Source organism: Sphingomonas sp. CBMAI 2297, assembly GCF_029870595.1.
In the GTDB taxonomy this organism is placed as follows: Bacteria; Pseudomonadota; Alphaproteobacteria; order Sphingomonadales; family Sphingomonadaceae; genus Sphingomonas.
Genome location: NZ_JAPDIR010000001.1, coordinates 364,338 through 379,539 on the forward strand (window position 1 = coordinate 364,338; position 15,202 = coordinate 379,539).

Sequence of the window (15,202 nt, forward strand, 5' to 3'; positions counted from 1 at the left end):
AATGCTAGGCAACCCCAGGCCGGCCCTTGCGCCGGCCCTTTCCCGCGGCCACATCCTGCCGCGACAGTTCAGGTTGAAGCTCGCATGAGGCAATTTCCGCAACGCTCGCACCGACCGGCCCCGATGGCCGGCCGCGTGATGGCGGCGGAGTCGGCGGACCACCGGTTCGCGCGTGTCCTGCGAGCAGCAGCAGTTTTCGAAACCAGCGAGACCGCAGCCGGCGAATGCGCCGGCCAAGGCCGCTTTGCATATCGCGCGCCTGCGCGAGCCCTCCGCAACACCAATCCAGAGGGCTGGGGCCGGCGCGCCCGGAGAACAATAAATGACCATGCGTATGCTGATCGACGCACGCCACCGGGAGGAAACCCGCGTGGCGGTCGTCAAGGGAAGCCGAATCGAGGAGTTTGATTTCGAGTCCGCCGAGCGCAAGCAGCTCAAGGGCAATATCTATCTGGCCAAGGTGACTCGCGTGGAGCCGTCGCTCCAGGCGGCGTTCGTCGATTATGGCGGCAATCGCCACGGCTTCCTGGCCTTCAGCGAAATCCATCCCGACTATTACCAGATCCCGAAGGAAGACCGCGACGCGCTGCTGCGCGAGGAGGCCGAGCACGCCGCCGAGGAGGCCGCGCTGCGCGCCGAGGAGGATGGCGACGAGGACCACGACCACGACCATGACCATGACCATGACGAAGGCGGCGTGGAAGTGCTCGAGCGCCCGCACGACGACGAGGAAGGCGAGGACGAGGCCGATGCCGAGGCGGGCGAGGAAGCCCGAGAGGGCGGCCGTTCGCGCAAGCGCCGCGGCAAGGGCAATGGCGGCGAGGACAGCCCGGCCGAGGCCCTGCGCCAGCGCCGCATGAACCTGCGCCGCCGCTACAAGATCCAGGACGTGATCCGCCGGCGCCAGGTGCTGCTGGTCCAGGTCGTCAAGGAAGAGCGCGGCAACAAGGGCGCGGCCCTCACCACCTATCTGTCGCTCGCCGGCCGCTACTGCGTGCTGATGCCGAACACCGCGCATGGCGGCGGCATCTCGCGCAAGATCTCGTCGGCCGCGGACCGCAAGCGCCTCAAGGGCATCATGGCGGACCTCAAGCTGCCGCCGACCATGGGCTGCATCGTCCGCACCGCGGGCCTCCAGCGCACCAAGGTCGAGATCAAGCGCGACTTCGACTATCTCGCCCGGCTGTGGGACGGGATCCGCGAGGAGACGCTCAAGTCGACCGCGCCGGCGCTCGTCTATGGCGACAGCGACCTGCTGAAGCGCGCGATCCGCGACATCTACAATCGCGACATCGACGAAGTGATCGTCGAGGGCGAGGACGGCTATCGCCAGGCCAAGGACTTCATGAAGCTCCTGATGCCGAGCCACGCCAAGAAGGTGAAGCAATATGCCGACGCGGTGCCGCTGTTCCAGCGCGCGGGCGTCGAGGACCAGCTCTCGGCGATGTACAATCCCGTCGTCCAGCTGAAGAGCGGCGGCTATCTGGTGATCAATCCGACCGAGGCGCTTGTCTCGATCGACATCAACTCGGGCCGCTCGACGCGCGAGCACAATATCGAGCAGACCGCGACCGCGACCAACCTGGAAGCGGCGCATGAGATCGCCCGCCAGCTCCGCCTGCGCGACATGGCCGGCCTGGTCGTGATCGACTTCATCGACATGGATCATTCGTCCAACGTCCGGAAGGTCGAGAAGGCGATGAAGGAGGCGCTGAAGAACGATCGCGCCCGCATCCAGGTGGGCCGTATCTCGGCGTTCGGCCTGATGGAGATGAGCCGCCAGCGCCTGCGCACCGGCGTGCTCGAGGCGTCGACCGTGCAGTGCCCGCATTGCGAAGGCACCGGCCTGGTCCGCACCGCTTCGTCGGCCGGGCTTTCCGCGCTCCGCCTGATCGAGGACGAGGCCGCCCGTGGCCGCGGCTCGCTGATCACGCTGCGCGCAAGCCAGGAAGCCGCCTTCTACGTGCTCAACAAGAAGCGCGCCGACATTGCCGAGATCGAGGACCGCTACGGCGTGACCGTCGAGATCCTGTCGGACGGCGAGCTGGAGGGCGCGCGGATGTCGGTCGAGGCTTCGGGCCCGCCGCCGGCGCATGCGCCCAAGTTCGAGAAGCTCATCGAGGAGCCCGAGGACGAGGAGTATATCGAGGAGCTCGACGAGGAAGAGGAAGAGCTCGAGGCCGAGGCCGATGCCGAGGGCGGGCGTCGCGGTGAACGCGAGGAAGGCGAAGGCGGGCGCAAGCGCCGCCGCCGCCGCCGCGGCCGTGGGCGCGGCCGTCGCGAGGAAGGCGAATCGGCCGAGGGTGAGGCCGATGCCGATGCCGATGCCGGCGAGGAAGCCGAAGCGGAAGGCGAGGCCGGCGAGGGCGAGGAAGTGGCTGGCGCCGGCGAAGGCGAGGGCGAGGGCCGCGAAGGCGGCCGCAAGCGCCGTCGCCGTGGCCGTCGCGGCGGCCGCCGTGGCGATCGCGCCGAGGCTGGCGGCGAGGATGCCGGCGACGAGGTGATCGAGGCCGCGGCCGATATCGCCGAGCCGGCCGAAGCCGCGCCGGAACCGGTCGCGGAGGAGGCTGCTCCCGCCAAGCCGAAGCGCACCCGCAGGAAGAAGGCGGAAGCCGTCGAGGCCGAAGCCGCGCCCGTGGCCGAGGCACCGGCCGAGCCGGCGCCGGAGCCGGTCGCGGAGGAGGCTGCTCCCGCCAAGCCGAAGCGCACCCGCAAGAAGAAGGCGGAAGCCGTCGAGGCCGAAGCCGCGCCCGCGGTCGAGGCACCGGCCGAGCCGGCACCCGAGCCGGTGGCGGAAGCGGCGCCGGCCAAGCCGAAGCGCACCCGGAAGAAGGCCGTGGCAGCCGAGGCGGCCGCCGCGCCGGCAGCGGAGCCCGTGCCGGTGGCGCAGGACACCGCGCCGGTCGAGGCCGCCGAGGACGATGCCGAGAGCGAGGACGGCACGCCGCGTCGCGGCTGGTGGCAGCGCACCTTCGGCGCCTGATTCGCGGGCCTGAGGAAAGGGGGCGCCGGTCCGTTGGGCCGGCGCCCTTTTTCATGGCTTCACGCGCGGTTCATCGGTGCACGCGCACGGCCAACGCCATTGATCGCGGTCGGAAATCGGAGGATACGGACGGCATGAAGCGCATCCTCGCCCTGTTCTCGGCCGTCTTGCTGCTCTGGATCCAGCCGGCGGCCGCCCAGTCGATCCTGCGCGATGCCGAGACCGAGGCGCTGCTCAACGACATGGCCAGGCCGCTGTTCGTCGTGGCCGGCCTCTCGCCCGCCAATGCCAGGGTAGTGCTGATCAACGACAGTTCGATCAACGCCTTCGTCGCCGGGGGGCAGATCGTCTATGTCCATTCGGGCCTGATCGATGCCGCCGACAGCGCCAACGAGGTGCAGGGCGTGATCGCGCACGAGATCGGCCATATCGTCGGCGGCCATGCCGTGTTCCAGAACGACGGCGGCTACACCAACATCTCGATCCTCAGCCTGCTGCTCGGCGTGGCGGCGATGGCGGCGGGCAGCGGCGAGGCCGGCACCGGCATCCTGATGGCCGGCCAGCGCGCCGCGATCGGCAAGTATCTGGCATTCAGCCGCGTCCAGGAAAGCTCGGCCGACGCGGCCGGCTCGCGGTTCATCAACAGCGCCGGGATCAGCGGCAAGGGCATGCTGAGCTTCTTCAACAAGCTCACGGCCCAGATGCATCGCTATGGCTATTATTCGACCAGCCCGGAGGTCGATCCCTTCGCCCAGACCCACCCGATGTCGCAGGATCGCGTCGAGACGCTGAAGGCCGATCTGATGAATGCGCCGAGCTGGAACAAGCCGCTCGACCAGGATCTGGAACGCCGCTTCAAGCGCGTCCAGGCCAAGCTGCGCGGCTATGTCAGCGACCCCAAGGACACGCTCACGAAATATCCGCAGAGCGACCAGTCGGTGCAGGCGCATTATGCCCGCGCCTATGCCTATCACAAATCGGGCTATCCCGAGCAGGCGGCGGCCGAGACCCAGGCGCTGGTCAAAGCCTCGCCCAAGGATCCCTATTTCCTCGAGCTCGAAGGGCAGATCATGCTCGAATCGGGCGATCCGCGCGGGGCGCTCGAGCCGCTGCGCGAGGCGACCGCCCTGTCGGGCAACCAGCCGCTGATCGCTTCCACGCTCGGCCACGCGCTGCTCGCGACCGAGGACAAGGCGAACCTTGCCGAGGCCGAGCGCGTGCTGAAGCAGGCGGTGGCGCGCGACAACGACAATCCCTTCGCCTGGATGAACCTGGGCACCGTCTATGATCGCAAGGGCGACGAGCCGCGCACCGCGCTCGCCACGGCCGAGCGGGCGCATCTGATCGGGGATGTCGGCACCGCGCTGATGAGCTCGCGCGCCGCGATGGCCGGGCTCCCGCAGGGCTCGGCCGACTGGGTGCGGGCGCAGGACATCAACATGGTTTCGCAGACGGCCTGGGACGAGAGCCGGAAGAAGAAGAAGGACCGATAGGGGCAATGATCGAACGGCTTCTGCGGTCGCCGCTGGCACTGGCCGGCGCTTTCGTCCTGTGCGCGCTGCTCGGCGCGGGCATGTTCGCCGGCATCCAGGCGCTGATCCCCGGCATGGGCGCGCGCGGCGGCGTGGAGCGGGTGGTGCACGACTATGTGCTCGCCCATCCCGAGGTGCTGCTCGAATCGGTCGAGCGCTACAACCGGAAGCAGAGCGCCAATGCGGAGAAGGCGCAGGCGGAAGCGGCGGCCGCGGCCGAGAAGACTCTTCCCGCCGAGCGCCCGAAGCTGGAGACGCCCTATGCCGGCGCCTGGGCCGGCAATCCGCGGGGCGACGTCACCCTGGTCGCCTTCATGGACTATGCCTGCGGCTATTGCCGCGCGAGCCTGCCCGCGATCACGGAGTTGCTGAAGCGCGATCCGAACGTGCGCGTGGTCTATCGCGAATATCCGGTGCTGGGCCCCGACAGCCTTGTCGCCGCGCGCTGGGCGCTCGCCGCGGCCGAGCAGGACAAGTTCCCCGCCTTCCACGACGCGCTGTTCGCGACGGACGGGCCGAGCGCGGACAATATCGAGGCGGCGGCGCAGAAGGCCGGGCTCGACATGGCCCGGGCGCGGCAGGCGATCGCCTCCAAGGCTGTGGAGGGCGAGATCCTCGCCAACCACAAGTTCGGCCAGAAGCTGGCGATGACCGGCACGCCGAGCTGGGTGGTCGGCGGCAGGTTGCTCTACGGCATGCGCGACTATGACGGGCTCGCCGCCGCCGTGGCCGAGGCGCGGAAGAAGTAACTCCCTAATTCCTTCCCCGGCCTGCCTAGGGGAGGGGACCGTTCGCGCAGCGAATGGTGGAGGGGCCGCCGTCGTAGACGGCGGTGTGCCACCGCCGCGCCCGTCCACCACGCCGCTTCGCGCCGCGGCCCCCCTCTCCCAGGCAAGTGCGGGGAGGAATTACTGCCTCGATTTTTGTACCGAGCGGTTGCCGCGCCGCGTCGCCGCGCTTACTTAGCGGGTCCTTTCCCGGCCGGGGGCATCATGACTGCCATTCTTTCCATAAAGGGCGTGAGCAAGACCTATGGCTCAGGCCACAAGGCGCTCGATCACGTCGATCTCGAGATCAGGCGGGGCGAGATATTCGCGCTGCTCGGCCCCAATGGCGCGGGCAAGACCACGCTCATCTCGATCATCTGCGGCATCGTGACGCCGAGCACCGGCACCATCCTGGTCGCCGGGCACGACGCGGTGCGCGAGCCGCGCGCCGCGCGATCGAAGATCGGGCTGGTACCGCAGGAGATCGCGGTCGACATGTTCTCCACCGTCGGATCGGCGCTGCGCTTCTCGCGCGGCCTGTTCGGCAAGGCGCCCGACCAGGACTTTTGCGACCAGGTGCTCAAGGACCTGTCGCTCTGGGACAAGCGGGATGCCAAGATCATGGAGCTGTCGGGCGGCATGAAGCGCCGCGTGATGATCGCCAAGGCGCTCAGCCATCAGCCGGACATCCTGTTCCTCGACGAGCCCACCGCCGGCGTCGACGTGTCGCTCCGTCGCGACATGTGGAAGATGATCGGCAAGCTGCGCGAGCGCGGCACCACGATCATCCTCACCACCCATTATATCGAGGAGGCCGAGGAGATGGCCGACCGGGTGGGCGTGATCAACAAGGGCCAGCTGCTCCTCGTCGAGGACAAGACCGCGCTGATGAAGAAGCTCGGCAAGCGCGAGCTCGACCTCTCGCTGGTCGAGCCGATGGCGGCGATCCCCGCCGGCCTCGAGGAATGGCATCTCAGCCTCGAGGACGAGGGCACGCGCCTGCGCTACACCTTCGACGCCCAGGCCGAGCGCACCGGCATCCCCTCGCTGCTCCGCAAGCTCGGCGAGATGGGCATCGCGTTCAAGGATCTCGACACCTCCAAGTCGAGCCTGGAGGACATCTTCGTCGGGCTGGTCGAACAGCGCGAAACCTCGAACGAGGGAGCCGCCGCATGACCGGCATCAATTTCCACGGCATCTGGGCGATCTACAAGTTCGAGATGGCGCGCACGCTGCGCACGCTCTGGCAGTCGATCGCCACTCCGGTGATCACCACCTCGCTCTATTTCATCGTGTTCGGCAGCGGCATGGGCAGCCGCATCCCCTCGATCGAGGGGGTGCCCTATGGCAGCTTCATCGTGCCGGGGCTGATCATGCTGTCGCTGCTCACCCAGAGCGTCGCCAATGCCTCGATCGGCATCTATTTCCCCAAATTCACCGGCACGGTGTTCGAACTGCTCTCGGCGCCGATCTCGGCGGTGGAGCTGGTGATCGGCTTTGTCGGCGCGGCGGCGACCAAATCGGTGGTGATCGGGCTGATCATCCTGCTCACCTCGGGATTGTTCGTGCCGCTCCGGGTCGATCATCCGCTGGCGATGCTCGCCTTCCTGCTGCTCACCTCGATCAGCTTCAGCATGTTCGGCTTCATCATCGGCATCTGGGCCAAGGGCTTCGAGCAGCTGAACGTCGTGCCGGCGCTGATCCTGACGCCGCTGACCTTTCTCGGCGGCAGCTTCTATCCGCTGAGCTTCCTGCCCGAGCCGTGGCGCACGGTCAGCCTGTTCAATCCGGTGGCCTATCTGATCAGCGGCTTCCGCTGGGCCTTTTTCGGCGATGTCGGCGATATCGACGTGCGCTGGAGCCTGGGCTTCACCGCCGGCTTCCTCGCGCTGTGCCTGGGCCTTATCGTCGCGATCTTCCGCACCGGCTACAGGCTCAAGAACTGATGCAACCCTTTCCGCTCGACATCTTCACCGAGCCCGAGGACGTCGATCCGAACACGCTCGCCAATCTGGGACCCCTGGCGCGCCTTGCGGGCCGCTGGGAAGGCAGGAAGGGAGTCGACATCAACCCCAAGGCCGACGGGCCGGAGCAGCGCGAGTTCATCGAGCGGATCGAGTTCGTGCCGATCGACCCGCAGGCGAACGGGCCGCAGCTCTTCTACGGGCTGCGCTACCATATCCACATCACCACGGCGGAGGAGGATATCACCTTCCACGACCAGGTGGGCTATTGGCTGTGGGAGCCGGCCACGGGCGTGATCCTGCAGACGCTGGCGATCCCGCGCGGCCAGGTGCTGCTCGCCGCCGGCAAGGGCGCGCCGGGCGACAAGGCGATCCGGGTGGAGGCGAAGCGCGGGCAGACCAGCTACGGCATCTGCTCGACCGACTTCCTCGAATATGCCTTCCGCACCGATGCCTATACGATCGATATCGTCTTCGACGACGAGGGCGGCTGGAGCTACGACATCCACACCACGCTCGAAGTGAAGGGCCAGGGCAGCTTCGACCATCATGACCGCAACGCGCTGCACCGCGTGGGCGATGCCAGGCCCAACCCCTGGGTGCAGATCCTCGCGGCGCGGGGGGAGCGGTAGGGACTTTCAAGCCGCCCGTTTCGTCACCCCGGCCCTGTGCCGGGGTCCACCATGCCGCTCCGACTGTCCGCTGAGCCTCTTGTCCAGACCTCGCCTCTTGGTGGGGCCCGGAACAAGTCCGGGGTGACGGGGAAGTGAGGATCGCTGCTAGTTCCCCACCACCGGCAGCATGATCGCCGAGCCGGCGCACACCTTCTGCGTCGCCTTCTGGTAATCGCCCGGCTTGGCCTTGTAGATGTTCGGCACGAAGGTCTGCGGGTTGCGGTCGATCATGGGGAACCAGCTCGACTGGATCTGGACCATGATCCGGTGGCCCTTCTTGAAGACATGGTCGTGGTCGCGCAGCGGGATCGACCAGTCGGTGACCTGATTGGGCACCAGCGGCGTCGCCTTTTCGAGCGACTGGAGGTAGCGGCCGCGGCGAACCTCCATCGCGATCGGCAGCTGATAGCCGTTCATCCCCTTGGCATAGGCGCCGAGCGCGGTCGGCGGCTTCTCATAGTCCTCGGGGAAGACGTCGATCAGCTTGACCACGAAGTCGCTGTCGGTGCCGCTGGTCGCGGCCATCAGGCTGGCGGTGATCGCGCCGGTCACCGTCAGGTCGCCGTCGAGCGGGGCGCTGACATAGCTCAGCACGTCCGGCCGATACTCGACGAAGCGCTGGTCCTCGGTCTCCCACCAGCGCCAGTCGGGCGTCGCATAGGTGGCCGACATCGGGCGCGGACGGAAGGGCACCGGGTTGGCCGGGTCGGAGATATATTCGCGGCAGCCTTCGCCCGCGGCCGGCGCCTGGAACGAGACGCTGCCATCGGCATGGAGGAACAGGCTGCGGCGCGCCGCGCCGGCGAGCGGCCACTGGCTATAGGTCCTCCACTGCCAGCTGCCCGACTGGAAGCTCTTCAACGCATAATCGGGCTTGGTGCCCTTGCCGTGCAGCCAATAGGCGAAGAAGGGGGCCTCGACCTGCTCCATGAACTGGGTGCCGCTGTCGACGCCGAACGGAACGCGGCCGAGGGCGTTGCCGGGCGAGCGCCAGCTGCCATGGTTCCACGGGCCGGCGACCATCAGCGCGAGCTTGTCCGGATCGTTCTCGCGCTGCTTGTAGAAGATCTGCCAGCTGCCCCAGGGGTCTTCCTGGTCCCAATAGCCGGCGACGTTGAGCGTCGGCACGGTGGTGCGCTTCAGCGTGTCCGACCAGACCTGCTTCTTCCAGAATTCGTCATAGTCGGGATGCTCGATCATCTCGCGGTAGCGCGGCACCCGGCCCTTGAAATACTTCTCCTCGATGTCCGCCGGCGAGCCCGCCTTGAGGAACCATTCATAGGTGTCGTAGCGGTCGTACAGGTCGATGCCGGCATTGGTCTTGTCGGCCTGGAGGCTGTTCACCCAGTCGCTGGCATAGGTGAGGCGCATCGCCCCCCAGCGGTGCAGGTCGTCATTCTTCCAATAGTCGGTCCAGGCGGCCTGCGGGCTCACTGCCTTCAGCGCCGGATGCGGGCGGGCGAGCGCGACCGCGGCGGTGAAGCCGGGATAGGAGACGCCCCACATGCCGACCCTGCCGTTGTTGGGCTTCACATTCTTCACCAGCCAGTCGATCGAATCATAGGCGTCGGTCGATTCGTCGACGGCGTTCTTGCCGGTCTTGATCTCGGTGGAGAGCGTGAAGGGGCCGCCTTCGGACTGGAAGCGGCCGCGCATGTCCTGCGAGACGAAGACATAGCCGTCGCGGGCCAGCGCCGCCCAGCTGGCCGGCACGCTCTGCGGCGCGCGGGCCGAGGCGCCATAGGGCGTGCGGCTGAACAGGATCGGCAGCGGGCCCTTCTGGTCGCGGGGGCGCAGGATCACCGTGTGGAGCTTCGTCCCGTCGCGCATCGGGATCATCGCCTCCTCCATCACGAAGGGCGAGCCCTCGGCCTGGGCCGGGGCGGCGGGAGCGGCCTGGCGCGCGGGCAGCGCGGCGACCGGCGCGGCGGCGACCGCCAGGGCGAAGAGACTGACCAACCGCATGCGAACCTCCATCGGAACCGGAATTGGGAGGAGGGGGTACTTGGTGTGTTGCTGGTGTCAATCGGGTCGCGCGTGAAACCGCAGGGCGATGGCGGGGCGCAGGACCAGCGCGTTGAAGTCGATGAGCAGGTGGACGAGGATAGGTGCCGCCAGTCCGCCGGTGCCCAGATAGAGCGCGGCGAAGAGCGCCGCGAGCAGCGTCGCCAGCGCCGCGCCCAGCCATCCCTGGTAGCGATGGAGCAGCCCGAAGATCAGCGTAGAGGCGATGAAGGCGAATGCCGGAGCGCCGCCGCTCAGGACGATCAGGAGCGGCAGATAGAGGCGGAAGAATATCTCCTCGCCGATCCCGGCATTGACGACCAGCGGCACGACGCGGAGCAGCTCGGCCCGGTTGCGCGGCAGCATCGCGGTGATGTCCAGCCCCGGCACCGGCCTGGCGGGGCGGCGGCGCCCGAGCCGCAGCATTGCCCCCAGCGCGCCTCCCCCGAACAGCGCCCCGGCCATGAGCCCGAGGACCAGGGGGCTGCCGATGCGAAAGTCGGGCATTGCCGGGGTCAGCACGGCGAACGCATCGGGAAAGGCCAGGAGCGCATCGAGCCTGCCGAGCAGCGCCAGCCCGATCAGCGGCACCCCCAGATACAGGGCGCAGGCATTGCGGGTCCAGCGCAGGAAGGCGCGCTGGCGCCCTTCCGTGCCCTCGATCGCGCGGAAGCGCCCGAAGCCGCGCACGTCGTTCCGGTGGAACCAGGCGAGCGCCGCCAGCGACGCGACCAGCAGCACCGGCGCCATGCGCGCATCCATGTCCCGCTCCCTCCTTCCGAACCCGCAGCGGGATAGCGCCGCGGCGCGGCGAGGCAAGTATGAGGAGATGGTTCAAGAAAAACGTAAATTGACTGTCAGGCGTAACAAATATCGCATGCAACTATATTGGTTCTTTCGTCGATTGACGTGCCAATTGCGTTGGAGGAACCCATTGCCATCGCGGGATTTCGCGAAGCTTGGGGGAATTGCCATGCATCTGACGCACAAGCCGGGCGAACTGTCCGCGCGCCCTCTCAAATTCCTGGAGACCGATACGCTGGTGGTGCGCTGGATCGCGCAGGCGGCGGTCAATGTCGAGCTGTTCACCATCCCGCTCTACATGACGTCGCTCTACTCGATCACCGGCATGCACCCCATCACCAGCCAGGGGAACAGCTTCTACAAGGGCCGGCAATGGCCGGGCGCCAAGACGAGCGCGATCTTCGAGCACAAGCCCGGCAAGAAGGGCTGGGGCAACAAGAAGGCGTTCAACATCGTCTTCTCGGTGTTCATCCAGGAGATGCTCCACCTCCAGATGGCGGCCAATCTCGCCACCGCGATCGGCGCCGTGCCGAGCTTCACCGCCACCGCGCTGCAGAGCGGCGATCATGGCTGGACCTGCTATGGCCCCAAGCTCACCAGGATCCCGGGCGTCGTCGACCTGACGGACACCAACCGGTTCAAGGACGTGAAGGTCAATGTCGGCCCGCTCGACGAGGAGCGGATCAAGCTGTTCCTCGCCATCGAGCAGCCGCAGGAGACGGCCGAGAAGGACATCGTCCGCAACCAGGAGCGATATTTCCCCAAGGTGCCGTTCAAATACACGACCGTGGCCGAACTCGACGCGCACATCATGTTCGGCTCGATCGGCTATATGTACCAATGCTATCGCGACTATCTGCTGATCACCTATGAGGACGGATCGCGGCTCTGGGACCATGTGATGGACGCCTCGGGCCAGCAGAACGACCTGTTCAACAATTTCAGCTTCCCCGGCCATCCGATGCGCGAGTTCATGGGCTTCGAGACCACGATCGCGCTCACCGATCCCGAGATCGCGCTGAAACAGGCGCTCAACATGATGAACGCCATCACCGACCAGGGCGAAGGCGCCACGCTGGGCGCGCGCTATGACGAGAAGGGCCAGCGGTTGAAGGACGATGCCGCCAAGCTCGTCCAGGGCGCGGTGAGCCCGCATTACTGCCCGGACCGCGACGCGCTCGCCTCGGACTATCCGAGCTACTCGCAGACCGGCAAGCTGATCCCCTCGTCCGATGCCGCGGCGCGCGCCGACAATGACGGGATCGACCATTACACCCGCTTCCGCGAGATCGAGGACATTCGCGGCAGCGGCGGGCTGGAGACCTGGGATCACTCGCCCAGGATCGGCAAATGGACCGCGGCGGACCTGACCACCGAGGGCTATGATCCCAAGGACAATCCCTATGGCCTGGCCACGCCCGAGCAGATCGCCCATGCGCTCAACAGCCTGAAGAACGGCGCGGACAGCGCCGCCAGCTTCCAGAAGATGAGCCAGGCGGTGTGCGGCGCGATCAAGGGCGTCACCACCGTGCTCGACAGCTATTGGAATCCGGCCGGCGCCACCGTGTCCTTCCCCTTCCCCTCGATGGCGGGATCGGGCGACCGCATGTCGACCGCCTGGGCGGTGTTCGGCCGGACGCCGGACCTGTCGGTCGGCGTCGGCGAGCCGGATTCGAACATCGTCAACCATGCCTGCCAGGGGCTCGACCTGGCCGAGGTCGGGGGCAAATGGGGCACCAATGCCTGCGCCCAGACTTCGATCTACCACACTTGCCGCGGCTCGAACCTGTGCAAGGGGCAGGGCGGCTGCGGCTTCGTCCAGCTCACCAGCGGCGGCGGCAGCTGCGGCGGGGCGAGCAGCGGCTGCGGCGCCGCTTCCTCCAAGACCTCGAACGCACCCAAGGCGAACCCGGTCGCGGGCGGCGGCTGCGGCACGCCGACCACGGTGAAGGGCGGCGGCTGCTCGGCGGTGACGATGCGCACCTATGGCGGGCTGTGCGGCACCCCCACGCCATCGCCCACGCCGACGCCGAGCGGCCCGATGTACACCGCGCCGAGCGACAATATCTGCGGCGGCTTCGGCGGCTGCGCGGTGCCGATCTCGGCGCTCCAGCTCTATCCCAAATCGGGCACGATGGAGGTCTGGGCGCTGGTCGGCAGTTCCAAGCCGGTGCTCTGCGGCGCTCCGAAGGCCCAGGCGGACAAGAATCTGTGCGGCACCCCGTCGCCTTCGCCGTCGCCCACCCCCTCGGGCTGCGGCGCGCCTTCCTCGAAGAAGATCGCCACGATCGACTTCAAGGAAGGCGACAAGGTGGAGGACATCGCCTTCCAGGCCTTTGCCAAGGTCGTGGCCTACAAGGTCAATGGCGATCCGGACAAGCCGGTGCCGGGCCTGGTCCAGCAGGCGCCGAACGACCTGCGCCTCGCCTATCCCCCCTCGACCTAGGGAGGGGGGCGATGACGCAGCCTCGGCTCGGCCTGCCCAATCCCGGTGACGGGCTGGGGCTGCGCGAGGAGCATTTTCCGCACCTGATGTCGACGCCCCCGGAAGCCTGGGGCGTCGACTGGTTCGAGGCGATCACCGAGAATCTGCTCGACAATGCCGGCTATGGCATGCGGGTGTTCGAGCATGTCGCGGCGCACCGGCCGGTGGTGCTGCACGGCGTGTCGCTGTCGATCGGCAGCACCGCGCCGCTCGACATGACCTATCTCGCCAAGCTGCGCGCGCTGGCCGAGCGCTTCCGGCCGCTCTGGATCTCGGACCATCTGTGCTGGACCGGGGTGCAGGGCGTGAACAGCCACGATCTGCTGCCGATGCCGCTCACCGAGGCGGCGCTGGCGCATGTCGCGGACCGGGTGGGCCGGATGCAGGATTTCCTGGGCCGGCCGCTGATCGTCGAGAATCCGAGCACCTATCTGGAGTTCCGCGCCAGCCAGATGCCCGAGGCCGAGTTCCTGGCGCGATTGTGCGCGGCGACCGGCTGCGGGCTGCTGCTCGACGTCAACAACGTCCATGTCTCGAGCTTCAACCACGCGCTCGATCCGCTCGCCTATCTCGAGGCGATCCCCGCCGAGCATGTCGTGCAGGTCCATCTCGCCGGGCCGAGCGATCATGGCACCCATCTGATCGATACCCATGACGCGCCGGTGCCCGATGCGGTGTGGCCGCTCTATGCCCGGGTCTGGGAACGCTGCGGACCGGTTGCCACGATGGTCGAATGGGATGCCGACATTCCCGAATTCGCCGTGGTCGCCGCCGAGCTGGCCAAGGCGCGGCGCGTGCGCGAGGGGCTCTCGCTTGCCGCCTGAGCTCGCCGCGCTGCAGGACTGGATGCAGGAGGCGATTCTCGCCGCCTCCGATCGCGATGCGCGCGACCATGTCCGGGGCGACAACCGGCTGACCGCGGAGGATCGGGTCCAGATCTATGCCCGGGGCTATCGCCAGCGGCTGACCGAGTGCCTGGAGCGCGAATATCCCCTGCTCGCGGCGCTGGCCGGGCCGACCGCCTTCGGCCTGTTCGCCCGGGGCTATATCGCCGCGCGGCCGTCGCACAGCTACACGCTCTACGATTTCGGCGCCGGCTTTCCCGCCTGGCTGGAGGCGTCGCGGCCGCCGGGCGGGGCGCAGGACGTGGGCGCCATTCCCGCCGCCCTGGCGCGGATCGAGCGGACCAAGGCCGAAGTCCACCGTGCCCGCGGAATCGAGCGCGAAGCCCCGGCCTGGCCCGGCATGGATCCGGTGCTGGCCGAGCTGCTCGCGCTGGCCGCGACCCGGCGCTGGTATCGGCCCGACTCCGCCCGGCTGCTCGCCTTGCCCTTCGACTTCGGCGAGATGCTCGCCACGGGCGATCCGATCCCGCCGCGCCCGGAGCCGATGCTGCTCGCGGTCGCCCGCGCGCATTACCGGGTCGCCTGCCTGCCGCTCGAGCCGTGGCAATATGACTGGCTGACCCTGCTTCCCGAGGATCCGGCGCGGGCGGTGCCGCTGCCGGACGACGCGCGCGTCTCGCTGTGGCTGCCCTTCGCGGCGGCGCATGGGCTGGCCGCGGCGGGCTAGGATCTTCCTACACGGCTATGGCGCGAATCACTTGGAACGTCCCGAAGGTCCCGACGTCCAATGGCTTGTGGCGGGCAGGGCCTTTGCAACTTCGTTGCCCGGCGCCCTGGTGCCGGGCGTCCTATATTTCCTACGGCTGAAAGAGCGGCCCGGCAGCGCATGCGGCCGGACGAGCACGCCATGCGGAAGCCTACATTGCAAGACGGGCGCATCCCTGCGTCATTCGGGGTGGGCTTGGCGACTGTCCGCTTGAGACAAAGGCCTTCCGATAATCGTCATCCCCGCCAAGGCGAGGATGGCGGACAAGGTTTCAAGGGCTTCTCCGGGCGTTCAACCCAAGCGGCGCGACGCTATCCGCGGTGCGTTGGCTGCCGAGGCGCGTGCGGCATGCCGGAACCGGCAGCCGCAGCACGGTAC

Annotated in this window: 11 protein-coding genes; 9 read left to right on the forward strand and 2 right to left on the reverse strand. The window is 67.8% G+C overall.

Features of this window, described 5'->3' with window-relative positions; all coding sequences use genetic code 11:
* Nucleotides 1-322 precede the first annotated feature (322 nt).
* From OMP43_RS01890 to OMP43_RS01915, 6 genes are all read left to right on the forward strand, one after another.
* Nucleotides 323-2,983 (forward strand): ribonuclease E/G, encoded by a 2,661-nt coding sequence (locus tag OMP43_RS01890; RefSeq protein ID WP_280277851.1) that lies wholly within the window; start codon nucleotides 323-325, stop codon nucleotides 2,981-2,983.
* A 134-nt stretch (nucleotides 2,984-3,117) separates the two neighbouring features.
* Complete coding sequence (locus OMP43_RS01895; protein WP_280277852.1) at nucleotides 3,118-4,476, forward strand: M48 family metalloprotease; 1,359 nt, start codon at nucleotides 3,118-3,120, stop codon at nucleotides 4,474-4,476.
* Between the two features lie 5 nt (nucleotides 4,477-4,481).
* Nucleotides 4,482-5,264 carry a DsbA family protein gene (locus tag OMP43_RS01900; protein ID WP_280277854.1) on the forward strand — a complete coding sequence of 261 codons (783 nt, stop codon included), beginning with the start codon at nucleotides 4,482-4,484 and terminating at the stop codon, nucleotides 5,262-5,264.
* A 243-nt stretch (nucleotides 5,265-5,507) separates the two neighbouring features.
* Nucleotides 5,508-6,458 (forward strand): ABC transporter ATP-binding protein, encoded by a 951-nt coding sequence (locus OMP43_RS01905; RefSeq protein ID WP_280277855.1) that lies wholly within the window; start codon nucleotides 5,508-5,510, stop codon nucleotides 6,456-6,458.
* On the forward strand, nucleotides 6,455-7,228 hold the full coding sequence (locus OMP43_RS01910; RefSeq protein WP_280277856.1) for an ABC transporter permease: 774 nt from the start codon (nucleotides 6,455-6,457) through the stop codon (nucleotides 7,226-7,228). Before OMP43_RS01905 ends, OMP43_RS01910 begins: the two co-directional genes overlap by 4 nt.
* On the forward strand, nucleotides 7,228-7,878 hold the full coding sequence (locus OMP43_RS01915; protein WP_280277857.1) for a heme-binding beta-barrel domain-containing protein: 651 nt from the start codon (nucleotides 7,228-7,230) through the stop codon (nucleotides 7,876-7,878). Before OMP43_RS01910 ends, OMP43_RS01915 begins: the two co-directional genes overlap by 1 nt.
* Nucleotides 7,879-8,025: 147 nt before the next feature.
* Here OMP43_RS01915 and OMP43_RS01920 read toward each other — a convergent pair whose 3' ends face one another.
* Entirely contained in the window at nucleotides 8,026-9,885 is a 1,860-nt protein-coding gene (locus OMP43_RS01920) for a CocE/NonD family hydrolase (protein ID WP_280277858.1), read from the reverse strand.
* 57 nt (nucleotides 9,886-9,942) lie between these two features.
* The gene (locus OMP43_RS01925; protein ID WP_280277859.1) at nucleotides 9,943-10,686 is read right to left on the reverse strand and encodes a CPBP family intramembrane metalloprotease; all 744 of its coding nucleotides are present in this window, start codon (nucleotides 10,684-10,686) and stop codon (nucleotides 9,943-9,945) included.
* Nucleotides 10,687-10,897: 211 nt separating this feature from the next.
* Here OMP43_RS01925 and OMP43_RS01930 point away from each other — a divergent pair, with 211 nt between their 5' ends.
* Genes OMP43_RS01930 through OMP43_RS01940 form a run of 3 tightly spaced genes read left to right on the forward strand, consistent with a single transcriptional unit; the run spans nucleotide 10,898 to nucleotide 14,785 of the window.
* Nucleotides 10,898-13,174 carry a ferritin-like domain-containing protein gene (locus OMP43_RS01930; RefSeq protein ID WP_280277861.1) on the forward strand — a complete coding sequence of 759 codons (2,277 nt, stop codon included), beginning with the start codon at nucleotides 10,898-10,900 and terminating at the stop codon, nucleotides 13,172-13,174.
* An 11-nt stretch (nucleotides 13,175-13,185) separates the two neighbouring features.
* The gene (locus tag OMP43_RS01935) at nucleotides 13,186-14,037 is read left to right on the forward strand and encodes a DUF692 domain-containing protein (RefSeq protein WP_280277862.1); all 852 of its coding nucleotides are present in this window, start codon (nucleotides 13,186-13,188) and stop codon (nucleotides 14,035-14,037) included.
* On the forward strand, nucleotides 14,027-14,785 hold the full coding sequence (locus OMP43_RS01940) for a DNA-binding domain-containing protein (protein ID WP_280277865.1): 759 nt from the start codon (nucleotides 14,027-14,029) through the stop codon (nucleotides 14,783-14,785). Before OMP43_RS01935 ends, OMP43_RS01940 begins: the two co-directional genes overlap by 11 nt.
* Nucleotides 14,786-15,202 lie beyond the last annotated feature (417 nt).